Below are 22246 nucleotides of genomic sequence, written 5' to 3'. Positions count from 1 at the left end.
ATGAGTAAATTCTGGAGCCCGTTCGTCAAGGATCTGGTGCCTTACGTGCCGGGCGAACAACCCAAGCTGACCAAACTGGTCAAGCTCAACACCAACGAAAACCCGTACGGCCCATCGCCAAAAGCCCTCGCGGCGATGCAAACCGAACTCAATGACAACCTGCGTTTGTACCCGGACCCGAACAGCGACCTGCTCAAGCAAGCGGTTGCCAGGTACTACGGCGTGCAAGGCAATCAGGTGTTCCTCGGCAACGGTTCCGATGAAGTGCTGGCGCACATCTTCCACGGTTTGTTGCAACACGATCAGCCGCTGCTGTTCCCGGACATCAGCTACAGCTTCTACCCGGTCTACTGCGGGTTGTACGGCATCAAGTTCGACGCGGTGCCGCTGGACGAGCAGTTCCAGATCAACCCGGCGGACTACGCCAAACCGAACGGCGGGATCATCTTCCCTAACCCGAATGCGCCGACCGGTTGCCTGTTGGCGCTGGAAGCGGTGGAGCAGATTCTCAAGGCCAGCCCGGATTCCGTGGTGGTGGTCGACGAGGCCTACATCGATTTCGGCGGCGAGACGGCAATCACCCTGGTGGACCGCTATCCGAACCTGCTGGTGACCCAGACCCTGTCCAAGTCCCGTTCCCTGGCCGGTCTGCGGGTAGGTCTGGCGGTCGGCCATCCCGACCTGATCGAGGCGTTGGAGCGGATCAAGAACAGCTTCAACTCTTATCCGCTGGATCGCATGGCGAATGTCGGCGCTGCCGCCGCGTTCGATGATCGCGAGTATTTCGACAAGACCTGCCGGTTGGTGATCGAGAATCGCGAGAAGGTCGTTGCACAGCTAGAGGAGAAGGGGTTTGAAGTGCTGCCATCGGCGGCGAACTTCATTTTCGCCCGTCATCCCCGGTACGATGCGGCGGGGCTTGCGGCGAAGCTGCGCGAGCAAGGCGTGATCGTCCGGCACTTCAAGCAGGAGCGGATTGCCCAGTTCCTGCGGATCTCCATCGGCACGCCAGAGCAGAATCAGGCGCTGATCGACGGCCTCGGCGACCTCTAAACCACCCTCAAAACCTGTGGGAGCGAGCCTGCTCGCGATAAGGCCATAACATTCAACCTCTTTGTTGACTGTTAAATCGCCATCGCGAGCAGGTTCGCTCCCACATTGGTTTTGGCTACAGCTTACTTTTCTTCTGTGTCCTTGACCGGAGCCGGTGGCGGACGCAGGCCGACTTCTGCCGTCAGCTTGAGCTCCTTGCCGTTGCGCATCACCTGGATCGCGACCTTGTCGGTCGGCTTGATCCGCGCCACCTGATTCATCGAGCGACGGCCATCACCGGCCGGTTCGCCATCGATGGCAAGAATCACATCACCCAGTTGCAGGCCGGCCTTCTGTGCCGGACCATCGCGGAAAATCCCCGCCACGACAATGCCAGGGCGCCCGGACAAGCCGAACGACTCGGCCAGTTCCTGGGTCAGCGGCTGCACTTCGATACCCAGCCAGCCACGAATCACCTGGCCGTGCTCGATGATCGACTTCATTACTTCCATCGCCAGCTTCACCGGGATCGCGAAACCAATGCCCTGGGAGCCCCCGGACTTGGAAAAGATCGCCGTGTTGATGCCGGTCAGGTTACCGATGGCATCCACCAGCGCACCGCCTGAGTTGCCCGGGTTGATCGCCGCATCGGTCTGGATGAAGTCTTCGTAGTTGTTCAGGCCCAGTTGATTGCGCCCGGTGGCGCTGATGATGCCCATGGTCACGGTCTGGCCGACGCCGAACGGGTTGCCGATGGCCAGCGCGACGTCGCCGATGCGGATGTTGTCGGAACGCCCCACGGTGATCGATGGCAGGTTTTTCAGGTCGATTTTCAGAACCGCGAGGTCAGTCTCCGGGTCGCTGCCGATCACCCGCGCCAGGGTTTCCCGGCCGTCCTTGAGCGCTACCACGATCTGGTCGGCGCCGCTGGTCACGTGGTTGTTGGTCAGGATGTAGCCTTCCGGGCTCATGATCACGCCGGAACCGAGGCTCGACTCCATGCGTTTCTGCTTGGGCGAGTTATCGCCGAAGAAGCGACGGAACTGCGGATCTTCGAACAACGGATGATTGGGTTTGTTGATGACTTTGGTGGTGTACAGGTTCACCACCGACGGCGCCGCGGTGGATACCGCTTCGGCATAAGACACCGGGCCCTGCTGCATGCTGGTGGTTTGCGGCGCTTGTTGCAGATTGACGTCGAGGCTCGGGAGCCCGACCCACTGCGGGTAACGCTGGATTATCAAAAGAGCGACAAGCACGCCGGCCAACAGCGGCCAGCCGGAAAAACGCAGCGCCTTGAGCATTAAGCAGTTCCTGAGAGAGTTGCAGGCGGTATGAGACCGCTCATAATGACGCGCATTATACGAGGCCGCACGCGCCTCTGAACGGGATATTTAGGAGTCTTTCATGGCCGTCGCCCTGAGCACCCTGGTCGAAGAAGCCGACCGTTACCTCAACAGCGCCAAAATCGCCGATTACTGCCCCAACGGCTTGCAAGTCGAAGGCCGTCCGCAAGTGATGCGCATTGTCAGTGGCGTCACCGCCAGCCAGGCCTTGCTCGATGCGGCCGTGGAGGCCAGTGCCGACCTGGTGCTGGTGCATCACGGCTACTTCTGGAAAGGCGAGAACCCGTGCATCACCGGCATGAAACAGCGCCGCTTGAAGACCCTGCTCAAGCACGATATCAGCCTGTTGTCCTATCACCTGCCACTGGACCTGCACCCGGACGTCGGCAATAACGTGCAGCTCGCGCGGCAACTCGACATCACCGTCGAAGGTCCGCTGGACCCGGACAACCTGAAGATTGTCGGCCTGGTCGGCTCGCTGAATGAGCCGATGATGCCCCGGGATTTTGCCCGCCGCGTCCAGGAGGTGATGGGGCGTGAGCCGCTGTTGGTCGAAGGCAGCGCCATGATCCGCCGCGTCGGCTGGTGCACCGGTGGTGGCCAGGGTTACATCGATCAGGCCATTCTGGCGGGCGTCGATCTGTACCTCAGCGGCGAGGCTTCCGAGCAAACCTTCCACAGTGCCCGGGAAAACGACATCAGCTTCATTGCCGCCGGTCACCATGCCACCGAGCGCTACGGCGTCCAGGCGCTGGGGGATTATCTGGCGCGGCGTTTTGCGCTGGAACACATCTTCATCGATTGCCCGAATCCGATCTGAGGTACACCATCGATCAAAATGTGGGAGCGGGCTTGCTCCGGGCGGCGTTCCGACGAAGGCGGTGGATCAGTCAGCATCACGTTTAATGACACATTGCCTTCGCGAGCAAGCCCGCTCCCACAAAGGGTCTGCGATGCCCAAACGGGCAGGCATATTCATATGCTCTTTCGATCTAGTTGGCGTCCTGATTAGAAGAGGTCGCTGTGCTAGGATCCCCGCTCGAACACGGCCCGCTGGCCGTTCATAAGAAAGCTTTCGTGAGTAGCCATGGTCGACAAACTGACGCATCTGAAACAGCTGGAGGCGGAAAGCATCCACATCATCCGCGAGGTGGCCGCCGAGTTCGACAACCCGGTGATGCTGTATTCCATCGGTAAAGACTCCGCCGTGATGCTGCATCTGGCACGCAAGGCGTTCTTCCCGGGCAAGCTGCCGTTTCCGGTGATGCACGTCGACACTCGCTGGAAATTCAAGGAGATGTACAGCTTCCGCGACAAGATGGTCGCCGAGCTGGGCCTCGACCTGATCACCCACGTCAACCCGGACGGCGTGGCGCAGGACATCAACCCGTTCACCCACGGCAGCGCCAAGCACACCGACATCATGAAGACCGAGGGCCTGAAGCAGGCACTCGACAAGTATGGTTTCGACGCAGCATTCGGCGGCGCTCGTCGCGATGAAGAGAAATCCCGCGCTAAAGAGCGTGTGTACTCGTTCCGCGACAGCAAGCACCGCTGGGATCCGAAAAACCAGCGTCCCGAGCTGTGGAACGTTTACAACGGCAAGGTCAACAAGGGCGAGTCGATCCGCGTCTTCCCGTTGTCGAACTGGACCGAGCTGGACATCTGGCAGTACATCTACCTTGAAGGCATCCCGATCGTTCCGTTGTACTTCGCCGCCGAGCGTGAAGTCATCGAGAAGAACGGCACGCTGATCATGATCGACGACGAGCGCATCCTCGAGCACCTGAGCGATGAAGACAAAGCGCGCATCGTCAAAAAGAAAGTGCGTTTCCGTACCCTTGGTTGCTACCCGTTGACGGGCGCGGTGGAGTCCGAGGCCGAAAGCCTCACGGACATCATTCAGGAAATGCTCCTGACGCGAACTTCCGAGCGCCAGGGCCGTGTCATCGACCACGATGGCGCAGGCTCGATGGAAGACAAAAAACGTCAAGGTTATTTCTAAGGGGCTGTCATGTCGCATCAATCTGATTTGATCAGCGAGGACATCCTCGCCTACCTGGGCCAGCACGAACGTAAAGAGCTGCTGCGCTTTTTGACCTGCGGTAACGTCGACGACGGCAAGAGCACCCTGATCGGGCGCCTGCTGCACGACTCCAAGATGATCTACGAAGATCACCTGGAAGCCATTACCCGCGACTCGAAAAAAGTCGGCACCACCGGCGAAGACATCGACCTGGCGCTGCTGGTCGACGGCCTGCAGGCCGAGCGTGAACAAGGCATCACCATCGATGTTGCGTACCGCTATTTCTCCACCGCCAAGCGCAAATTCATCATCGCCGACACCCCCGGCCATGAGCAGTACACCCGCAACATGGCCACCGGTGCCTCCACCTGTGACCTGGCGATCATCCTGGTCGACGCCCGTTACGGCGTGCAGACCCAGACCCGTCGCCACAGCTTCATCGCCTCGCTGCTGGGCATCAAGCACATCGTTGTGGCCATCAACAAGATGGACCTCAAGGACTTCGACCAGGGCGTGTTCGAGTCGATCAAGGCCGATTACCTGCAGTTCGCCGAAGGCTTGAAGATGAAGCCCACCACGATGCACTTCGTGCCGATGTCGGCTTTGAAGGGCGACAACGTGGTGAACAAGTCCGAGCGTTCGCCGTGGTACACCGGCCAGTCGCTGATGGAAATCCTCGAGACCGTGGAAGTGGCTGGCGATCGCAACTTCACCGACCTGCGTTTCCCGGTGCAGTACGTCAACCGTCCGAACCTGAACTTCCGTGGCTTCGCCGGTACGCTGGCCAGCGGCATCGTCAAGAAAGGCGACGAAGTCGTGGTGCTGCCGTCGGGCAAGAGCAGCCGCGTGAAATCCATCGTCACCTTCGAAGGTGAACTGGAGCACGCCGGTCCTGGTCAGGCGGTGACGCTGACCATGGAAGACGAAATCGATATCTCCCGTGGCGACCTGTTGGTTCACGCCGACAACGTGCCGCCGGTGACCGACAGCTTCGAAGCCATGCTGGTGTGGATGGCTGAAGAGCCGATGCTGCCGGGCAAGAAATACGATATCAAACGCGCCACCAGTTACGTGCCGGGCTCCATCGCCAGCATCGTCAACAAGGTCGACGTCAACACCTTGGAAGAAGGTCCGGCCAGCGCGTTGCAACTGAACGAAATCGGCAAGGTCAAGATCGCGCTCGATGCGCCGATTGCCCTCGACGGTTACGACAGCAACCGCACCACCGGCGCCTTCATCATCATCGACCGCTTGACCAACGGTACCGTTGGCGCGGGCATGATCGTCGCCCAGCCGTTGGCCCATGGCACCAGCACGCACCACGGCAAACTGGCCCACGTCGCCACCGAAGAGCGCGCACAGCGCTTCGGTCAGCAACCGGCCACCGTGTTGTTCAGCGGTCTGTCGGGCGCGGGCAAAAGCACCCTGGCGTATGCGGTTGAACGCAAGTTGTTCGACCTTGGCCGTGCGGTGTTCGTACTCGATGGCCAGAACCTGCGTCACGACCTGAACAAAGGTCTGCCACAGGATCGCGCCGGGCGTACCGAGAACTGGCGTCGTGCCGCGCACGTTGCGCGTCAGTTCAACGAAGCCGGTCTGCTGACCCTCGCTGCCTTCGTTGCCCCGAATGCCGAAGGGCGTGAACAGGCTCGTGAGCTGATCGGCAAGGAGCGTCTGCTGACGGTCTATGTCCAGGCTTCGCCGACAGTCTGCGCCGAGCGTGATCCGCAAGGTTTGTACGCAGCGGCCGGGGATAACATCCCGGGCGAGTCCTTCCCGTACGACGTGCCGCTGGATGCCGACCTGGTGATCGACACCCAGTCCGTGTCGCTGGAGGAAAGCGTCAAGCAAGTGCTGGGTCTGCTGCGTGAGCGTGGGGCGATCTAAGCGTTAGTTGCAAAATGAAAAACCCGCCGATGAGTGATCATCGGCGGGTTTTTTATTTGAGGTCGACTCGATCAAATGTGGGAGCGGGCTTGCTCGCGAATGCGGTGTGCCATTCAGCATTGAAGCTGGCTGATCCACCGCTTTCGCGAGCAAGCCCGCTCCCACAGGGGATTAGTGTTTGCCTGGAAATTCGCGGTGCATCTGGTCCAGCAACGCATCCTTGTCCTGCCACAACTGGTTGATCCAGCCCTGAAACTGCAGGCGGTATTCGCCGTCCTGGTCATAGTTCTTGCCAATGAACTGCGGCGGAATCTTCAGCTCTTCAAAGTGCACCACCACGTCCGCCACATTCCCGCACAGCAAATCCCAGAAACCCGGACGCCCGGCGGGGTAGTGGATGGTCACGTTGACCAGGGATTCAAGCTGCTCGCCCATCGCATCCAGCACAAAGGCAATGCCGCCTGCCTTGGCCTTGAGCAGGTACTTGAAGGGTGACTGCTGTTGCTTGTGCTTGCCCTCGGTGAAGCGCGTGCCTTCGACGAAGTTGAAAATGCCCACCGGGTTGTCGCGAAATTTCGCACAGGTCTTGCGGGTGGTTTCCAGGTCCTTGCCTTTCTTCTCCGGATGCTTTTCCAGATAGGCCTTGGAGTAGCGCTTCATGAACGGAAAGCCCAGCGCCCACCAGGCCAGACCGATCACCGGGACCCAGATCAGCTCCTGCTTGAGAAAGAACTTCAGCGGCTGAATGCGCCGGTTGAGCACGTATTGCAGCACCAGGATGTCGACCCAGCTCTGGTGGTTGCTGGTGATCAGGTACGAGTGCTGATAGTCGAGGCCTTGCAGGCCGCTGATGCGCCAGCGCGTGCGGCGTACCAGGTTCATCCAGCCTTTGTTGATGCTGATCCAGGCTTCGTGGGTATGGCTCATCAGCCAGCCCGAGAGGCGCTGGGTGAAGGCGAACGGCAATACCTTGACGAGCGCCACGCAGAACAGGAACGAGCAGAGCAAAATCGTGTTCAGCGCCAACAGCAGCGAGGCGATCACGCCTCGCAGCGGAGCAGGTAGGAAGTCCAGCATTTACACATCCATAGGTCGGTTGGCGGCTTGGATCGCGGTCAGGGCGATGGTGTAGACGATGTCATCGACCTGCGCGCCACGGGGCAAATCGTTCACCGGTTTGCGCAGGCCTTGCAGCATCGGCCCGAGGCTGACGCAGTCGGCGCTGCGCTGTACGGCCTTGTGCGTGGTATTGCCGGTGTTGAGGTCGGGGAACACGTACACCGTGGCCCGACCGGCCACCTGGCTGTTCGGCGCCAATTGCCGGGCCACGCTTTCGTTGGCGGCGGCGTCGTACTGCAAGGGGCCGTCGATCAGCAGCGAGTGCTGTTGTTCGTGGGCGAGCAGGGTGGCTTCGCGAACCTTCTCGACTTCTTCGCCGCTGTCCGACTCGCCGCTGGAGTAGCTGATCATTGCCACCCGTGGCGTGATGCCGAAGGCGGCGGCCGAATCAGCGCTTTGCAGGGCGATCTCTGCCAGTTCGCTGGCACTTGGATGCGGGTTCATTACGCAGTCGCCGTAGATCAGCACCTCTTCCGGGAACAGCATGAAGAACACCGACGACACCAGGGTGCAGCCCGGCGCGGTTTTAATCAGTTGCAGGGCAGGGCGGATGGTGTTGGCGGTGGTGTTGATCACGCCCGACACGAGACCGTCGACTTCATCCAGGGCCAGCATCATGGTGCCGATCACCACGGTGTCTTCCAGTTGTTGCTCGGCCATCGGCGCGTTGAGGCTTTTGCTTTTGCGCAGCGCGACCATCGGTTCGACATAGCGCTCGCGGATCAAGTCCGGATCGATGATTTCCAGTCCCGGCGGCAGCTCGATGCCTTGGGCGCGGGCGACGGCCTGCACGTCCTCGGGCTTGGCCAGCAACACACAGCGCGCGATGCCACGGGCCTGGCAGATCGCGGCGGCCTGCACGGTCAGCGGCTCGCTGCCTTCGGGCAGCACGATGCGCTTGTTGGCCGCCTGGGCGCGCTGGATCAGTTGATAACGGAAAACCGCTGGCGACAGGCGCATTTCCCGTGGCGTGCCGCAGCGCTGATGCAACCAGTTGGCATCGAGATGGCCGGCGATGAAATCGGTGATGATTTCGGCGCGCTCGCGGTCGTCGATGGGAATTTCCTTGTTCAGGCCATTGAGCAGGTTGGCGGTGTCATAGGAACCGGTACTCACCGACAGCACCGGCAACCCGGCCTGCAGGGCGCCGCGGCACAGGTCCATGATGCGTGGGTCGGGCAGGGTGTCGCTGGTCAGCAGCAGGCCGGCCAGCGGCACGCCGTTCAGGGCCGCGAGACTGACGGCGAGGATGATGTCGTCGCGGTCGCCGGGGGTCACCACCAGCACGCCGGGCTTGAGCAATTCCACGGTGTTGCGCATGGTGCGGGCGCAAATGATGATCTTGGTCATGCGTCGGGTTTCGTAGTCACCGGCGTTGAGTACCTGCGCGCCCATCAGGTCGGCAACGTCGCGGGTGCGCGGGGCGTTCAGTTCCGGCTGGAACGGAATGCAGCCGAGCAAGCGGAAGTCACCACTGCGCAGCAACGGCGAATGCTCCTTCAGGCGTGTGGCGAAGGCCTCCATGCTTTCCGCGGTCTTGACCTTGTTGAGGATCACACCAAGGACTTTCGGGTCCTTCGGGCCGCCGAACAGTTGCGCCTGCAACTCGACGCGACCTGAGAGTTCGGTCAGCACTTCGTTTTCCGGTGCCGAGACCAGGATCACCTCGGCGTCGAGGCTCTTGGCCAGGTGCAGGTTGACCCGCGCGGCGTAACTGGCGCTGCGGGTCGGCACCATGCCTTCGACGATCAGCACGTCCTTGCCGATGGCAGCCTGCTGATAAAGGGTGATGATTTCTTCGAGCAACTCATCGAGCTGACCGTCGCCGAGCATGCGCTCGACATGGGCCAGGCCCAAGGGCTGGGGCGGTTTCAAGCCATGGGTACGCGCCACCAGTTCAGTGGAACGTTCCGGGCCAGTGTCGCCCGGATGCGGCTGGGCAATCGGCTTGAAAAAACCGACCTTGAGCCCGGCCCGCTCAAGGGTACGCACCAGCCCGAGGCTGATGGAGGTCAGACCCACACCAAAATCGGTGGGCGCGATAAAAAAAGTTTGCATGCGGATTCTCTAAAGGTGCATTGCAAAGGTGATGACCTATAACTGGTCGTCTACCGAAATTCAGTCGCCAAGGTTATCGCTAACCGAGCCCTGTGCGCACCAACCGCAGGCAAAGGGTTGGCCTATTTTTTCCTGGCGCTGCGCAGGGTCCATGACCCAGGCACGTGATTGCCATGGCGGTTGGTGCCGCAGGTGTTGGGTGTGGCCGCAGGAAAGCTCGACCACCCAGTGTCCGTCCTCGTCCTGGTGGAAGCCTGTGATCGTCGAATCCCGTTTGTCCGGGTTGTGTTCGCTTTCGGTCGATTGCTTCGCTAAACTTGGCCTTTCAATCTTCTTATGCAAAAGGTCTCGCCCCATGCTGATCGCCGCCAATAAGGCTGTCTCCATCGACTATACCCTGACCAACGACGCTGGTGAGGTCATCGACAGCTCCGCCGGCGGCGCGCCGCTGGTCTACCTGCAAGGCGCAGGCAATATCATCCCGGGCCTGGAAAAGGCTCTGGAAGGCAAGACTGTCGGCGACGAGCTGACCGTAGCCGTTGAGCCGGAAGACGCTTACGGCGAATACGCTGCCGAACTGGTCAGCACCCTGAGCCGCAGCATGTTCGAAGGCGTCGATGAGCTGGAAGTGGGCATGCAGTTCCACGCTTCCGCTCCGGACGGCCAGATGCAGATCGTGACCATCCGTGATCTGGACGGCGACGACGTCACCGTTGACGGCAACCACCCGTTGGCCGGTCAGCGCCTGAATTTCCAGGTCAAGATCATCGACATCCGTGACGCCAGCCAGGAAGAAATCGCTCATGGCCACGTCCATGGCGAAGGTGGCCATCACCACTGATTTCTGCGCTAAGCTCAGATAACTGGAGAGGCGCCCTATGGGCGCCTCTTTAGTCTGCGGCTGTCCCTGACGACACCGCCAAGTGGCTGTTTCGAGAAGAACACGGGAATCTGGAGTACGCCATGAGTGCTTTTCACGACCTTAAATTGACAGCCCTGGATGGACAGGAGCTACCTCTGGCGCCTTTCAAGGGCCAAGTCGTACTGGTGGTCAACGTCGCCTCCAAATGCGGCTTGACCCCGCAGTACGCGGCGCTGGAAAACCTCTATCAGCAATACAAGGGCAAAGGCTTCAGCGTGCTGGGCTTGCCGTGCAACCAGTTTGCCGGGCAGGAACCGGGGACCGAACAAGAGATCAAGGACTTCTGCAGCCTCAACTATGGCGTGACCTTTCCGTTGTCCAGCAAACTGGAAGTCAACGGGCATGACCGTCATCAGTTGTACCGCTTGCTGGCGGGCGAGGGCGCGGAATTTCCCGGCGACATCACCTGGAACTTCGAGAAGTTCCTGCTGGGCAAGGACGGCCGTGTACTGGCTCGGTTCTCGCCGCGTACGGCGCCGGATGATCCGACCATCGTTCACGCGATTGAAAAAGCGCTGAGCTGATATCTCCCCCTGTAGGAGCGAGCCTGCTCGCGATGGTCGCCAACGATAACGCTGTAAGCCTGATACGGCGCGGCATTCTCTGGCTCATCGCGAGCAAGCTCGCTCCTACAGTATTTCGTACCTTTTAGTTCTTAATCACCAAAATCAATAATGCTGTTCAATGCGGTGGACTCTCCATATTATCGCCGTCATAAAATTACTTCCCGTGGAGCGTCCCATGCCCGTCAAAGCCCTGTTCAAACCGTTCCACCTCGGCACCCTCGAACTGCCGACCCGCGTCGTCATGGCGCCGATGACCCGCTCCTTTTCCCCGGGCGGCGTGCCTAATTCCAAAGTGATCGAATACTACCGTCGTCGCGCCGCTGCGGGCGTCGGCCTGATCATCACCGAAGGCACCACCGTCGGTCACAAGGCTTCCAACGGCTACCCGAACGTTCCGCATTTCTACGGTGAAGCGGCCCTGGCCGGCTGGAAGAAAGTCGTCGACGCCGTTCACGCCGAAGGCGGCAAGATCGTTCCGCAGTTGTGGCATGTGGGCAGCGTACGCCGGATCGGCACCGAACCGGACGCCAGCGTGCCGGGTTATGGTCCGTCGGAAAAAGTGAAGGAAGGTCAGATCGTGGTGCACGGCATGACCAGACAAGACATCCAGGACGTGATCGCCGCGTTCGCCCAGGCCGCCAAGGATGCCCAGAGCATCGGCATGGACGGCGTGGAAATCCACGGTGCCCACGGTTATCTGGTGGACCAGTTCTTCTGGGAAGGCAGCAACCAGCGTACCGACGAATACGGCGGCAGCCTGGCCAACCGTTCGCGCTTCGCCATTGAATTGATTCAGGCCGTGCGAGCCGCGGTCGGTGAAGGTTTCCCGATCATCTTCCGTTTCTCCCAGTGGAAGCAACAGGACTACACCGCGCGTCTGGTGCAAACCCCGGAAGCCTTGGGCGAGTTCCTCAAGCCGCTGGCCGACGCGGGCGTGGATATTTTCCACTGCTCGACCCGCCGCTTCTGGGAGCCGGAGTTCGACGGTTCCGAGCTGAACCTGGCCGGCTGGACCCGCCAACTCACCGGCAAACCGACCATCACCGTGGGCAGCGTCGGTCTGGATGGCGAGTTCCTGCAATTCATGGTCAACACCGACAAGGTCGCGCAACCGGCCAGCCTGGAAAAACTGCTGGAGCGCCTGAACAACGATGAGTTCGACCTGGTGGCGGTCGGCCGTGCCTTGCTGGTGGACCCGGACTGGGCGCAGAAAGTACGCGACGGCCGTGAGGAAGACATTCTGCCGTTCAGCCGTGAGGCGTTGATGACGCTGGTTTAAGCGGCGTCCGGACTGACGCTTTCGCGAGCAAGCCCGCTCCCACACCGGATTTGTGCATGACATGGATCCCTTGTGGGAGCGAGCTTGCTCGCGATGGCGGACTTCAAATCACCAAAAGATCAGGGAACAGTCGGTGCATTCGGCACCACCATCTCCCCGGCACATGCCCCACGCAACTGTCCCTCGAACTGCTCGATAATCGACGCCCAACCCTGGCGACTGGCATGCTGGCGCGCATTGAGCCGCACATTGCGCAACGCTTCCCTTTCCTCCAGCAGCCATGCCGCTGCATCGCAGAACGCCTCTTCATCCCCCGGCATCGCCAATACGCCGTTGTAGCCATGACGAATATGCTGGGCCGCTGCCGCCTGGTCGTAGGCGACCACGCCAAGCCCCGAAGCGAGTGCTTCAAGCACCACATTGCCGAAGGTTTCGGTCAGGCTCGGAAACAGAAACACGTCGCCCGAGGCATAGTGACACGCCAGGGCTTCACCCCGTTGGGTGCCGCAGAAAATCGCCTCGGGCATTTCGTTTTCCAGTTCCTGGCGCTGCGGGCCATCGCCGACCACGATCAGTTTCAGTGTGCGCTGGGGATAACTCGCCTTGAGGGTATTGAAGGTGCGCTTGAGCAAGCCGAGATTCTTTTCCGGGGCCAGGCGTCCGACATGAATGACGGCGATGTCTGCCTCGGCCAGTCCCCATTGCTCGCGCAGGGCATTCAAGCGTTTGGCCGGGTGAAACAATTCGCTGTCGACCCCACGGGATAGCAACGCCAGTCGTTCGAACTGACGTCGCTCCAGTTCCAGGCGTTGGCTGACGCTGGGCACCAGGGTCATGGTCGAGCGGTTGTGGAACCAGCGCAGGTAGTGAGTCAGCAGGCGCGTGAGCAAACCAAACCCGTACTGGTTGGAGTATTGCTGGAAATTGGTGTGGAAACCGCTGACCACGGAAATCCCCAGTCGTCGTGCCGCACGCAGCGCAGAGAGACCCAGTGGTCCTTCAGTGGCGATGTAGAGCACATCCGGGCGGTGACGCGTCCAGCGCCGCAGCAGTTTGTGCATCGACGACTGACCCCATTGCAGGCCGGGATAGCCCGGTAGTGGCCAGCCGCGGCACAGCAGCAATTCATCGTCGCTGCCCAACTGCTGATCGCAGCCCTGACGCGGCCGCACCAATTCCACTTGATGCCCGCGCGCGCGCAAACCGTCGCACAAGCGACCAAGGGTATTGGCCACGCCGTTGATTTCCGGTGGGAAGGTTTCGGTGATCAGGGTGATATGCAGAGCTGTCGTCATGACCCCAGTGTCGGCTGGGGCCATGTCGTCAGTGTGACGTCGGGATGATGGATTTGTGACTTAGCGCTGGGTCACCAGGTTTTCCGCGCCGCGTTCACGCACCCAGAACAGCGTCGCCCCGGCCACGGCCGCCGGCATCATCAGGATGTTGACCACCGGAATCAGCAGCACCAGATACACGCTGCCGCCGAAGCTCATGCTCTGCCAGCGCTTCTGGCGCAGCCAGGCGAGCATTTCGTTCCAGCCCAGCTTGTGGTTGTCCGCGGGGTAGTCGATGTACTGGATCGCCATCATCCACACCCCGAACAACAGCCACAGCGGCGCGGCGATGATGTTCACCACCGGGATGAACGAGAGGATGAACAGCCCGATTGCCCGGGGCAGAAAGTAGCCGAGCTTGCGCATCTCCCGGGCCAGGGTGCGCGGAATCATCGCGATCAGCTCGCCCCAACTGAAGGCCGGGAAGTCATCGGTGCCACGCACCACCACTTCGACTTTCTCCGCGAGGAAGCCGTTGAACGGCGCGGCAATGACGTTGGCGAGCATGGTGAAGGTGAAGAACACCATCAACACCACCAGCACTACGAACAATGGCCAGAGGATGTAGTTGAGAAAACTCAGCCAGTCGGGCAGGGAGGGCATCAAGGTGTCGACCCACAGGCTGAATTGATGGCCGGCCAGGTAGATCAATCCGACGAACAGCACCAGGTTGATTGCCAGCGGCAACAGCACAAACAAACGCAGGCTGGGGCTCAGCACCAGCTTGAGGCCTTCGCGCAGGTATTGCGGGCCGGACAGAACAGGGGCGGGCATAAGAGGCTCCAAGCAGAGGGAAAACGCGCCGACCTTACCGGCTTTGCTTCACAGGCGAAAGCGCGGTGGCGGTATCGACATTCACTGTAACAAAGACGTCGATATCGTCGGCCAGATGGCATAGAGACCACCTATGAGCTGGATTGTTAAACCGTATTTCCTTAATCTTCGCCCCCTCGATACGCTGCACCCAATCTTTTTACAGGACGGTCGGGTTCAAGCCTTCCCCAAGTGCTTTCAACCGTTCTTTTTTATTCCAGCCGGCAATCCGGCGTTCCGCGCCAGGTAATCCAGGCCGGTCAACAGGAGCAGGTCATGTCTGAAGTCCGTCATTCGCGAGTGATTATTCTCGGTTCCGGCCCTGCCGGTTACAGCGCTGCGGTCTATGCCGCCCGTGCCAACCTCAAGCCACTGCTGATCACCGGCATGCAGGCCGGCGGTCAACTGACCACCACCACCGAAGTCGACAACTGGCCGGGCGACGTCCACGGCCTGACCGGCCCGGCGCTGATGGAGCGGATGCGCGAGCACGCCGAGCGCTTTGAAACCGAGATCGTGTTCGATCACATCAATGCCGTCGACTTCGCTGCCAAGCCGTACACCCTGACCGGCGACAGCGCGACTTACACCTGTGACGCACTGATCATCGCCACTGGCGCCAGCGCTCGTTACCTGGGCCTGCCGTCCGAAGAAACGTTCATGGGCAAAGGCGTTTCGGCCTGCGCGACCTGCGACGGTTTCTTCTACCGCAACAAGCCTGTGGCTGTGGTCGGCGGCGGCAACACCGCTGTTGAAGAAGCCCTGTACCTGGCCAACATCGCCAGCAAGGTAACCTTGATCCACCGTCGCGAGACTTTCCGCGCCGAGAAGATCCTGATCGACAAGCTGAATGCCCGTGTTGCCGAAGGCAAGATCGAGCTGAAGCTGAACGCGACCCTGGACGAAGTGCTGGGCGACAACATGGGCGTGACCGGTGCCCGCCTGAAGAACAACGACGGCAGCTTCGACGAAGTGAAAGTCGACGGCGTGTTCATCGCCATCGGCCACACTCCGAATACCTCGCTGTTCGAAGGCCAGTTGACCCTGAAAGACGGTTACCTGGTTGTGCAGGGCGGCCGTGAAGGCAACGCCACTGCCACCAACCTCGAAGGTATCTTCGCCGCCGGTGACGTGGCTGATCACGTGTACCGTCAGGCCATCACCTCCGCTGGCGCCGGTTGCATGGCGGCACTGGATGCCGAGCGTTACCTCGACGATCTGCAGAACGCTTGATTCTGCTTTCGTTGAACTGAAAAAACCGGCTTCGGCCGGTTTTTTGTGCCCACGATTTACAACCCGATCACATTCCAATGTGGGAGCGGGCTTGCTCGCGAAGAGGGAGTGTCAGTCAATATTGATGTCGACTGACACTCCCTCTTCGCGAGCAAGCCCGCTCCCACAGGGATTTTTGCTCAGGTCAATTTCTTCAGGCCGGCTTCAAGGATATCCAGTCCTTCTTCCAGAACTGTCGCCTCGATGGTCAACGGCGCCAGCAAGCGAATGATGTGCCGCGACTTGCCACTGGGCATCAACAGCAAACCAGCATCCCGCGCCAGCGCCAGCAGCTGCGTCAACTGCGCGGCTGCGGGCGAGCCATCGGCGTTGATCAGCTCGATACCACGCATGGCGCCGACACCGGTCAGGCGTCCCAGGTATGGCGTCAGGTTGTTCGCACGCCAGGTTGCATGGCGGCCGACAATCGCTTCTTCCTGCTGTGTGCCCCAGGCATGCAGGTTGGCATCGGTCATTTCGTCGAGGGTTGCCAGTGCCGCTGCGCAGGCGATGGGGTTGCCGGAGTAAGTGCCACCGAGCCCGCCCTTGGGTAAGTTGTCCAGCAGCGACTTGCGCCCGACCACCGCACCCAGCGGCACGCCGCCGGCGATGCTTTTGCCGAGCAGGATCAGGTCCGGCTCGATGCCCAGCCGCGAGAACGCGAAGCGCTGGCCGGTTCGGCCGAAACCGGACTGGATTTCATCGGCGATCAGCACGATGCCCTTGTCGTCGCAGAACTTGCGCAGCACCTGGGCGAACTCGGCCTCCATGGCCAGGAAGCCCGCTTCGCCCTGCACCGGTTCGACGATAAAGCAGGCGACGTCTTCGACATCAATCTCGACGCTGAACAGGCGCTCCATGGCTTTGAGGGCCTCGGTACAGGTGACGCCGTTGTCCTGACTGGGGAAGGGCAGGTGAAACACCGGCCCTGGCAGCACGCCGACTTTCTGTTTGTAGGGCGCGACTTTGCCGTTGAGGTTGAGGGTGGCCAGCGTGCGGCCGTGGAAAGCGCCGTCGAAGGCGATGACGGCGGTACGGCCGGTGGCGCCACGGACGATCTTCAGGGCGTTTTCCGCCGCTTCCGCGCCGCTGTTGGTGAGCATGCCGCTGACCGGGTAACCCACCGGCATGAACGCACTGAGGCGATCCATCAGTTCGAGGTAAGGCACATGGGGTGCAGCGTTGAACGCGTAGTGGGTCAGTCGGGTGGCTTGTTCGCGAATGGCTTCGACGATGCGCGGATGGCAATGGCCGAGGTTGAGCACGCCGATGCCGCCGACAAAGTCGATGTAGCGCTTGCCATCGGTGTCCCAGACCTCGGCGTTTTTGCCGTGGCTGAGCGTGACAGGGTGAACGATGTTGATCGACTGGCTGATGGTTTCGCTGCGCATGAATGACCGGCTCGGAAGAAGGAGGACTTCTTTTTATCTAAGCCGTGAGCGGTGGTACGGGGCAAACGAAATAAAGTTGCCGGGTCAATCTTAAAAGTCGGGTTGTACTGTCGATCATCTGTAGGAGCGAGCCTGCTCGCGATGGTGGTGAACGATTACGCGTAAAACCAGATGCCCAGCGGTGCTCTTGGGTTTTTCGCGAGCAGTCGTGCGTCGACCGGCTGCTCCTACAATTTGAATCAGCGGCGGGTCAGCGGCTGTTGGGTGAAATTCACACCAGCCAGGCCATGGGCAATCAACGCGCGGATGTTGCCGTGGTCGCTGCCTTCAGGCGTCGCCAGCACCGAGCGGTAATGCTCGCCGAAAGCCAGCAACGCTTCTTCATCACTCAAACCTTCGAGCAGCGCCAGGCCCAGGGTCTTGCACGAGCCTTCGTTCTGCCCGGCCGCGTTTTCCACGCCACCGTTGTTGAAGGCCTGAGGCTGGTAGTCGTAACCGGCGGCGATGAAGGCCAGGGTGTCGGCGAAGGCGTGTTCGCCGCTTTTGAGGCTGGCGCGCAGGGTGTTCAAATCACTCATTGGGTTTTCCTTTGGCGAACGCCGCTTGCTGGTCGGCGTTGGCTTCTTGCTGATATTGGGCTTTCCATTCGGCGTACGGCATGCCGTAAACCACTTCACGGGCTTCGTCGAGGCTGACCTCGATCTGGCGGTCGTCGGCCGCGGCCTTGTACCACTTGGACAGGCAGTTGCGGCAAAAACCCGAGAGGTTCATCAGGTCGATGTTCTGCACATCCTTGCGGCTGTCCAGGTGGGCCACCAGCCGACGAAAGGCGGCGGCTTCGAGTTCCAGGCGTTGTTGATCGGTCATGGCGGTCTCTGCGAGTCAGCTTCAAGCGGCACGCTTGAAGCTGCAAGTTGGATGGCGGTGGCTGCAAGTTTACAGCTTGGCGCTTGTGGCTTGAAGCTAGCGGCTCGCTGCAAGCGTAATCGACACCGACTCGGCGAATCGCAGCGCGTGGGGCTTGTCGACCTCGACCTCGGCGTACAGCACCGATGCGTTAGCCATCACCAGGTCGAGAATTTCCTGGGTCAGGCGTTCGAGCAGCGCAAAGCGGTTGCCTTCCACATGGGCGATGATCGCCTTGGTAATGGTCCGGTAGTTCAACGCGTGATCGATGTCGTTGTCCCTTACCGCTTCCTGGGCTGCGTACAGAATGGTGAGGTTGATCAGTACATCCTGCTTGTTGAGGATTTCATCCTCGTTGATGCCGATGAAGGTACGCAGGCCCAGGTCTTTGACCCGGATGCGTGCCATGCCTGGCTGAAGTTGTGGCATTGCTACTTGCTCCGTCCAATCAATTGCAGGAACTCCTGGCGGGTGTTGCTCGACTCGCGGAAGGCGCCGAGCATCACCGAGGTGTTCATGGTCGAATTCTGTTTCTCGACGCCGCGCATCATCATGCACATGTGCTGCGCCTCGATGACCACTGCGACGCCTGCCGCGCCGGTCACCTGTTGCACCGCGTCGGCGATTTGCCGGGTGAGGTTTTCCTGGATCTGCAGGCGCCGGGCGAACATGTCCACCAGCCGCGCGATTTTCGACAGGCCCAGCACCTTGCCGGTTGGAATATAAGCGACATGCGCCTTGCCGATGAAGGGCAGGATGTGGTGTTCGCAAAGCGAGTACAGCTCGATGTTGTCGACGATGACCATTTCATCGTTGTCGGAGGCGAACAGCGCGCCATTGACGATCTCTTCGACACTTTGCTCATAACCATGGCAAAGGTACTGCATGGCTTTGGCTGCACGCGTCGGCGTATCGAGCAAACCCTCGCGGTCGGGGTTTTCACCGAGACCGATAAGGATCTCTCGATAATTCTGGGGCAGGGATAACGTCATGGAAAATCCTCGCGGGACACTTATTTGATGTGCCTTCCGCCATTGACGGTCAGGGTGGTGCCGGTGACATAAGGGTTGTCGAGCAGATAGCGCAGGCTCTGGTAGATCACTTCGCTGCCGGGCTCGATGCCCAGTGCGGATTTGGCCAGCACCTTGGCGCGGTAGGCCGCGTCGTCTTCAGGGTTGAACAGTAGCAGGGCCGGCGATATCCCGTTGACCTTGATGGCCGGTGCGTACCTGGCGGCGAAGGACAGGGTCAGGCTGTCGAGCCCGGCTTTGCTGGCGCAATAGCCGATGTGTTTGCTGCTGCCCTTGCGGGTCACGTCATCGCTGATGTGCACGATGTCGGCGGGGCTTGAGCGTTGCAGCAGTTCGGCGCAATGCAGGTTGATCAGGTAGGGCGCCAGCATGTGCACGCTGAACATGCGGGTGAATGCCGCGGCGTCGGTGTCCAGCGTTTCGGCCAGCCATTCGGAGGCGTTGTGGACAATCGCCCGCAAACAGTCAGTGTGGGATTTCAGTTCGCTGATGAAGGCGAGGATCCCGGTCTCGCTGGCGAAGTCCGCGAACACCGCGGTGGCCCCCAGGTCGCGCAGGGCTTGTACGCCGGGGCGCTCGCTGCGGTAGCTGAAAATCACCCGATGGCCATCTTCCAGCAATCGCCGGGCACAGTGCAGGCCGACACGCTGGCCGGCGCCGGTAATGAGAATAGGGGCTGCGGAAGAAGTCATGAACGGCTCGCATCGCGGTGAGAGCAAAACTATACCAGCGACGGGAGCGCTATACCTATTGTGCAAAAACGGGCCTGTGTGGGAGCGGGCTTGCTCGCGAAAGCGTGGTGTCAGACAGTACAAATATTGACTGATACATGGCCTTCGCGAGCAAGCCCGCTCCCACAGGGGGATCAGCGATTTTGGACGGTGGGTTCTGCGGGCAGCGGTCGCGTTGGCGCACTGATAAGCCAATTGGCCAGCAAACGGGTCGACAACGGAATGAACAGGTAAACCATCAGCGGCGTCAGGCACAGTGTGCTGATGAATACCCGCGGCAGCAGGCTCATGTCACTCATCAGCGGGCCCAGCACAAAGTTGAACAGCAGCGAGACCGGAAAGAACGCCAGCCAGATCGCCACGGCCTGTTTCCAGCGCGGCGGGCGTTGACCGACGGCACCGAACCAACCTTCGATACCGCTGACCCGATGTTCCGTCGGGTGGGCGAACAGGTCGCTGCCGCGTCCGAGCCAGGCGCTGCGCGAGGCCGAATGCTCCCAGACGTGCAGGGACTGTTCGTCGGCGAAGCGGAAAATGATCTGGAATTCGTCATCGCCGGGTGGCGGTGCGAGTACGCCGGAGCCGAGGTAGCCGGGAAAGTCGGTGGCCAGTTGTTCGCCTTCGCGCAGCCAGGCGATCAGGTCTTGATAGCGTCCATTGGCAACGCGGCGCGCAACCATCAGCGTGACGGGTGGGGTAGACATTGTGTATCTCCGTAAGGCATTTGCGTCGCTCCGGATAGGAGCTTCGCCAGGCACAGCGCCGGGGTGGTGGGCTGCGACTCGAAACAAGCAAGGATTATTCCTGATTCTGCCCGTGGCGTCTGTGACGTTTATCCGCTGATTCGCGGCATTGATTCTTTACGGAAACTTTACGGGGCAGGGGCGTTAGAATAACGCTCGGACGATACAGGGATGTTTCAACAGGATGCCCATATTTACTGACGTCGCTTCAGGCTCCACGCAGGCCGTCGCTCTCGAACAGGAAGAACTCTTTCCCATTCGGGAGGTGGCGCGACTGACAGGTGTCAACCCGGTCACGCTTCGAGCCTGGGAACGACGCCACGGCCTGATTGTTCCAACACGCACCGATAGCGGGCATCGACTGTATTCGATGTCCGATATTGAGCGTGTCCGTAGCATTCTCGGCTGGATCGAGCGCGGTGTTGCGGTCAGCAGGATCGGCAAGATCCTGGCCAGGACCGAGCCGCTCCAGGCGCTGTCCCACATCATCCCCAACAGCCTCGTGGAAGCCGATTACGCGCAGTGGCAGCAGCTGGTGCTTGCTGCGGTCAACGGGTTTGACGACATTCGGCTGGAGCAGGTCTACGGGCAAATCTTTTCCAGTTACTCACTGCCGGTGGTGTTCCAGGACATTCTGATCCCTGTCTGGAAGCAGTTGTTGCAACGCCTGGTCCAGTTCGGTGGAACCAGCGAGTGGCTGTTCCTGGATGGTTTTCTGCGTTCCCGGGTGGTGCAGCGTCTGTTGTTGCTGCGCGACAAACAGTCGCGTCGTGTGGTCATCTGTGCCCTGGTTGGCCAGTGCCGGGAGCTGGAACTGCTGGTCGCCGCCCTGTTCCTGAGTTCCGGGCCAGTGGCCGTTCGCGTGCTGAACATGGGCCAGCCGTTCGAGGAACTGGCGCTGACGTGTGAAAGGATCAAGCCCTTGGCGTTGGTGCTGTTTTCCAATCATGCGCCGACTGCCGAGTTGCCACGGCGCTTGAATCGCCTGGCCATGAGTCTGGAGTGTCGATTGTTGTTGGCCGGCGATGCTTGCGACCTGGCACAGGAGAGCCTGGCCGGGTCATCGATCGGTTGCCTGGGCAATGCAGGGGAGGTCATGAGCCAGCGTCTGAAGCAGTTCCTGGCGGGTAATCTGGATACTTGAAGTTCAGAGATGCAGCGCTGGATGAGTCAAACGATGCTGTTGCAGGATGAACTGGCGCAGACGCTCGGTTTCATCCGTATCGTTCTGGCTCAGCTGATAGGCAAAGAAACCCTGTTCGTTTTCTTTCTCGAAAGTGCCACGCAAGGCAATTCGCTCATAGCCTGATGGGCTGAACCACAAGGCGAAATGCTTCGGTGGCTTGGTCTTGTTGCGAACCTCCAGCAGAACCCCTTTGCACGACACTTCGTGTACCCACAGGGTGCCGGGTTGACCCTTGGCGTTTTCCAGCGCTACCGGTTCGTCCAGTACCAGGCGCCAAGGCCGGGCCATCGGCCCGTCTTCATAGATGCTCGGCACACCGAGGCGCAAATGCAGCGCATGAAACTCGTCTTCCACCAGGTGCAGGGGGAAGGTCATTTGCTGGTTTTCGAAACTGGCTTGAATGGTGACCTGCTCATGGGCCGCCAGACGGGTGAGCAGGTCACGGATTTGCGACCCACCGTTGACGAGCAGACTCGACGTCGCGTCCCGCACATTGAGTTGCGGGTTGTGTTGCATGGCCTGGATGAAATCCAGCTCATCCTGGGTCAGGAGCGCGTCGCGTTGCATGGCCAGCTCGAAAGATAGGGTTACAAAGTCATTGGTG

At 60.4% G+C, this 22246-nt stretch carries 23 protein-coding genes; 9 read left to right on the top strand and 14 right to left on the bottom strand.

Annotated elements, in window-relative coordinates; all coding sequences use genetic code 11:
- Window positions 1–1053, top strand: a complete 1053-nt coding sequence (gene hisC / locus KGB28_RS23420) for a histidinol-phosphate transaminase (RefSeq protein ID WP_223448088.1) — start codon at window positions 1–3, stop codon at window positions 1051–1053.
- Window positions 1054–1175: 122 nt separating this feature from the next.
- On the opposite strand, the gene algW is transcribed toward hisC, so the two are convergent.
- Window positions 1176–2336, bottom strand: coding sequence for a Do family serine endopeptidase AlgW (gene algW, locus KGB28_RS23415; protein ID WP_150754384.1), 1161 nt, complete (start codon window positions 2334–2336; stop codon window positions 1176–1178).
- A gap of 103 nt (window positions 2337–2439) precedes the next feature.
- On the opposite strand from algW, the gene KGB28_RS23410 reads away from it, so the two are divergent.
- The 3 genes from KGB28_RS23410 to cysN all read left to right on the top strand — a co-directional run bounded on the left by KGB28_RS23410 (window position 2440) and on the right by cysN (window position 6291).
- On the top strand, window positions 2440–3198 hold the full coding sequence (locus KGB28_RS23410) for a Nif3-like dinuclear metal center hexameric protein (protein WP_223448087.1): 759 nt from the start codon (window positions 2440–2442) through the stop codon (window positions 3196–3198).
- 267 nt (window positions 3199–3465) lie between these two features.
- Complete coding sequence (cysD, locus tag KGB28_RS23405) at window positions 3466–4383, top strand: sulfate adenylyltransferase subunit CysD (protein WP_008046199.1); 918 nt, start codon at window positions 3466–3468, stop codon at window positions 4381–4383.
- A gap of 9 nt (window positions 4384–4392) precedes the next feature.
- Window positions 4393–6291, top strand: coding sequence for a sulfate adenylyltransferase subunit CysN (gene cysN, locus KGB28_RS23400; protein ID WP_223448086.1), 1899 nt, complete (start codon window positions 4393–4395; stop codon window positions 6289–6291).
- A gap of 171 nt (window positions 6292–6462) precedes the next feature.
- On the opposite strand, the gene KGB28_RS23390 is transcribed toward cysN, so the two are convergent.
- The 3 genes from KGB28_RS23390 to KGB28_RS23380 are packed head-to-tail and all read right to left on the bottom strand — an operon-like array spanning window position 6463 to window position 9855.
- Window positions 6463–7368: an acyltransferase gene (locus tag KGB28_RS23390; protein WP_223448085.1), complete on the bottom strand. Its 906-nt coding sequence runs from the start codon at window positions 7366–7368 to the stop codon at window positions 6463–6465.
- Window positions 7369–9468, bottom strand: a complete 2100-nt coding sequence (pta, locus tag KGB28_RS23385; protein ID WP_223448084.1) for a phosphate acetyltransferase — start codon at window positions 9466–9468, stop codon at window positions 7369–7371.
- A gap of 60 nt (window positions 9469–9528) precedes the next feature.
- A complete protein-coding gene (locus tag KGB28_RS23380) occupies window positions 9529–9855 on the bottom strand; it encodes a DUF3565 domain-containing protein (RefSeq protein ID WP_223448083.1) in 327 nt (108 codons plus the stop codon).
- Here KGB28_RS23380 and KGB28_RS23375 point away from each other — a divergent pair.
- The 3 genes from KGB28_RS23375 (at window position 9824) to KGB28_RS23365 (ending at window position 12235) form a co-directional block, all read left to right on the top strand.
- The gene (locus tag KGB28_RS23375) at window positions 9824–10309 is read left to right on the top strand and encodes a peptidylprolyl isomerase (RefSeq protein ID WP_008150718.1); all 486 of its coding nucleotides are present in this window, start codon (window positions 9824–9826) and stop codon (window positions 10307–10309) included. The two genes, KGB28_RS23380 and KGB28_RS23375, sit on opposite strands and share 32 nt — an antisense overlap.
- A gap of 122 nt (window positions 10310–10431) precedes the next feature.
- Window positions 10432–10914: a glutathione peroxidase gene (locus KGB28_RS23370; RefSeq protein WP_008046206.1), complete on the top strand. Its 483-nt coding sequence runs from the start codon at window positions 10432–10434 to the stop codon at window positions 10912–10914.
- A 217-nt stretch (window positions 10915–11131) separates the two neighbouring features.
- Complete coding sequence (locus KGB28_RS23365; RefSeq protein WP_223448082.1) at window positions 11132–12235, top strand: NADH:flavin oxidoreductase; 1104 nt, start codon at window positions 11132–11134, stop codon at window positions 12233–12235.
- A 119-nt stretch (window positions 12236–12354) separates the two neighbouring features.
- Here the strand turns inward: KGB28_RS23365 and KGB28_RS23360 are convergent, their stop codons facing one another.
- Complete coding sequence (locus tag KGB28_RS23360) at window positions 12355–13554, bottom strand: glycosyltransferase family 4 protein (protein ID WP_223448081.1); 1200 nt, start codon at window positions 13552–13554, stop codon at window positions 12355–12357.
- 36 nt (window positions 13555–13590) lie between these two features.
- Window positions 13591–14343, bottom strand: coding sequence for a sulfate transporter CysZ (cysZ, locus tag KGB28_RS23355; protein ID WP_223448080.1), 753 nt, complete (start codon window positions 14341–14343; stop codon window positions 13591–13593).
- 315 nt (window positions 14344–14658) lie between these two features.
- Between cysZ and trxB the strand changes: the two genes are divergently transcribed.
- Window positions 14659–15615 (top strand): thioredoxin-disulfide reductase, encoded by a 957-nt coding sequence (trxB, locus tag KGB28_RS23350; RefSeq protein WP_150727410.1) that lies wholly within the window; start codon window positions 14659–14661, stop codon window positions 15613–15615.
- Between the two features lie 179 nt (window positions 15616–15794).
- Here the strand turns inward: trxB and KGB28_RS23345 are convergent, their stop codons facing one another.
- From KGB28_RS23345 to KGB28_RS23315, 7 genes are all read right to left on the bottom strand, one after another.
- Window positions 15795–17045: an aspartate aminotransferase family protein gene (locus tag KGB28_RS23345; protein ID WP_223448079.1), complete on the bottom strand. Its 1251-nt coding sequence runs from the start codon at window positions 17043–17045 to the stop codon at window positions 15795–15797.
- A gap of 239 nt (window positions 17046–17284) precedes the next feature.
- Window positions 17285–17623: a HopJ type III effector protein gene (locus tag KGB28_RS23340; protein WP_223448078.1), complete on the bottom strand. Its 339-nt coding sequence runs from the start codon at window positions 17621–17623 to the stop codon at window positions 17285–17287.
- Window positions 17616–17912, bottom strand: a complete 297-nt coding sequence (locus KGB28_RS23335; protein ID WP_223448077.1) for a DUF1244 domain-containing protein — start codon at window positions 17910–17912, stop codon at window positions 17616–17618. Before KGB28_RS23335 ends, KGB28_RS23340 begins: the two co-directional genes overlap by 8 nt.
- Window positions 17913–18008: 96 nt before the next feature.
- On the bottom strand, window positions 18009–18380 hold the full coding sequence (folX, locus tag KGB28_RS23330; protein ID WP_056728405.1) for a dihydroneopterin triphosphate 2'-epimerase: 372 nt from the start codon (window positions 18378–18380) through the stop codon (window positions 18009–18011).
- Between the two features lie 2 nt (window positions 18381–18382).
- On the bottom strand, window positions 18383–18943 hold the full coding sequence (gene folE, locus KGB28_RS23325; protein ID WP_008046221.1) for a GTP cyclohydrolase I FolE: 561 nt from the start codon (window positions 18941–18943) through the stop codon (window positions 18383–18385).
- Between the two features lie 20 nt (window positions 18944–18963).
- Window positions 18964–19674 (bottom strand): dihydromonapterin reductase, encoded by a 711-nt coding sequence (folM, locus tag KGB28_RS23320; RefSeq protein ID WP_223448076.1) that lies wholly within the window; start codon window positions 19672–19674, stop codon window positions 18964–18966.
- A 173-nt stretch (window positions 19675–19847) separates the two neighbouring features.
- A complete protein-coding gene (locus tag KGB28_RS23315) occupies window positions 19848–20417 on the bottom strand; it encodes an antibiotic biosynthesis monooxygenase (RefSeq protein WP_223448075.1) in 570 nt (189 codons plus the stop codon).
- Between the two features lie 223 nt (window positions 20418–20640).
- Between KGB28_RS23315 and KGB28_RS23310 the strand changes: the two genes are divergently transcribed.
- On the top strand, window positions 20641–21600 hold the full coding sequence (locus KGB28_RS23310; protein WP_223448074.1) for a MerR family transcriptional regulator: 960 nt from the start codon (window positions 20641–20643) through the stop codon (window positions 21598–21600).
- A 3-nt stretch (window positions 21601–21603) separates the two neighbouring features.
- On the opposite strand, the gene KGB28_RS23305 is transcribed toward KGB28_RS23310, so the two are convergent.
- Complete coding sequence (locus KGB28_RS23305) at window positions 21604–22209, bottom strand: hypothetical protein (protein ID WP_150727404.1); 606 nt, start codon at window positions 22207–22209, stop codon at window positions 21604–21606.
- Window positions 22210–22246 lie beyond the last annotated feature (37 nt).

Origin of the sequence: Pseudomonas sp. BF-R-19, from assembly GCF_019956445.1 — a bacterium.
Taxonomy (GTDB): domain Bacteria; phylum Pseudomonadota; class Gammaproteobacteria; order Pseudomonadales; family Pseudomonadaceae; genus Aquipseudomonas; species Aquipseudomonas fluorescens_BH.
This window is presented reverse-complemented; position numbering and strand designations above follow the sequence as displayed.

Bases quoted from the DNA above. Each gene is read 5' to 3' on its own strand.
- KGB28_RS23375 (WP_008150718.1), top strand. From the start codon at position 9,824: ATGCTGATCGCCGCCAATAAGGCTGTCTCCATCGACTATACCCTGACC.
- folM (WP_223448076.1), bottom strand. From the start codon at position 19,674: ATGACTTCTTCCGCAGCCCCTATTCTCATTACCGGCGCCGGCCAGCGT.
- trxB (WP_150727410.1), top strand. From the start codon at position 14,659: ATGTCTGAAGTCCGTCATTCGCGAGTGATTATTCTCGGTTCCGGCCCT.
- cysZ (WP_223448080.1), bottom strand. From the start codon at position 14,343: ATGCCCGCCCCTGTTCTGTCCGGCCCGCAATACCTGCGCGAAGGCCTC.
- cysD (WP_008046199.1), top strand. From the start codon at position 3,466: ATGGTCGACAAACTGACGCATCTGAAACAGCTGGAGGCGGAAAGCATC.
- hisC (WP_223448088.1), top strand. From the start codon at position 1: ATGAGTAAATTCTGGAGCCCGTTCGTCAAGGATCTGGTGCCTTACGTG.
- KGB28_RS23360 (WP_223448081.1), bottom strand. From the start codon at position 13,554: ATGGCCCCAGCCGACACTGGGGTCATGACGACAGCTCTGCATATCACC.
- KGB28_RS23410 (WP_223448087.1), top strand. From the start codon at position 2,440: ATGGCCGTCGCCCTGAGCACCCTGGTCGAAGAAGCCGACCGTTACCTC.
- KGB28_RS23370 (WP_008046206.1), top strand. From the start codon at position 10,432: ATGAGTGCTTTTCACGACCTTAAATTGACAGCCCTGGATGGACAGGAG.
- folX (WP_056728405.1), bottom strand. From the start codon at position 18,380: ATGCCACAACTTCAGCCAGGCATGGCACGCATCCGGGTCAAAGACCTG.
- KGB28_RS23315 (WP_223448075.1), bottom strand. From the start codon at position 20,417: ATGTCTACCCCACCCGTCACGCTGATGGTTGCGCGCCGCGTTGCCAAT.
- KGB28_RS23310 (WP_223448074.1), top strand. From the start codon at position 20,641: ATGCCCATATTTACTGACGTCGCTTCAGGCTCCACGCAGGCCGTCGCT.
- KGB28_RS23380 (WP_223448083.1), bottom strand. From the start codon at position 9,855: ATGGAGACAGCCTTATTGGCGGCGATCAGCATGGGGCGAGACCTTTTG.
- KGB28_RS23335 (WP_223448077.1), bottom strand. From the start codon at position 17,912: ATGACCGATCAACAACGCCTGGAACTCGAAGCCGCCGCCTTTCGTCGG.
- folE (WP_008046221.1), bottom strand. From the start codon at position 18,943: ATGACGTTATCCCTGCCCCAGAATTATCGAGAGATCCTTATCGGTCTC.
- pta (WP_223448084.1), bottom strand. From the start codon at position 9,468: ATGCAAACTTTTTTTATCGCGCCCACCGATTTTGGTGTGGGTCTGACC.
- KGB28_RS23390 (WP_223448085.1), bottom strand. From the start codon at position 7,368: ATGCTGGACTTCCTACCTGCTCCGCTGCGAGGCGTGATCGCCTCGCTG.
- cysN (WP_223448086.1), top strand. From the start codon at position 4,393: ATGTCGCATCAATCTGATTTGATCAGCGAGGACATCCTCGCCTACCTG.
- algW (WP_150754384.1), bottom strand. From the start codon at position 2,336: ATGCTCAAGGCGCTGCGTTTTTCCGGCTGGCCGCTGTTGGCCGGCGTG.
- KGB28_RS23340 (WP_223448078.1), bottom strand. From the start codon at position 17,623: ATGAGTGATTTGAACACCCTGCGCGCCAGCCTCAAAAGCGGCGAACAC.
- KGB28_RS23345 (WP_223448079.1), bottom strand. From the start codon at position 17,045: ATGCGCAGCGAAACCATCAGCCAGTCGATCAACATCGTTCACCCTGTC.
- KGB28_RS23305 (WP_150727404.1), bottom strand. From the start codon at position 22,209: ATGCAACGCGACGCGCTCCTGACCCAGGATGAGCTGGATTTCATCCAG.
- KGB28_RS23365 (WP_223448082.1), top strand. From the start codon at position 11,132: ATGCCCGTCAAAGCCCTGTTCAAACCGTTCCACCTCGGCACCCTCGAA.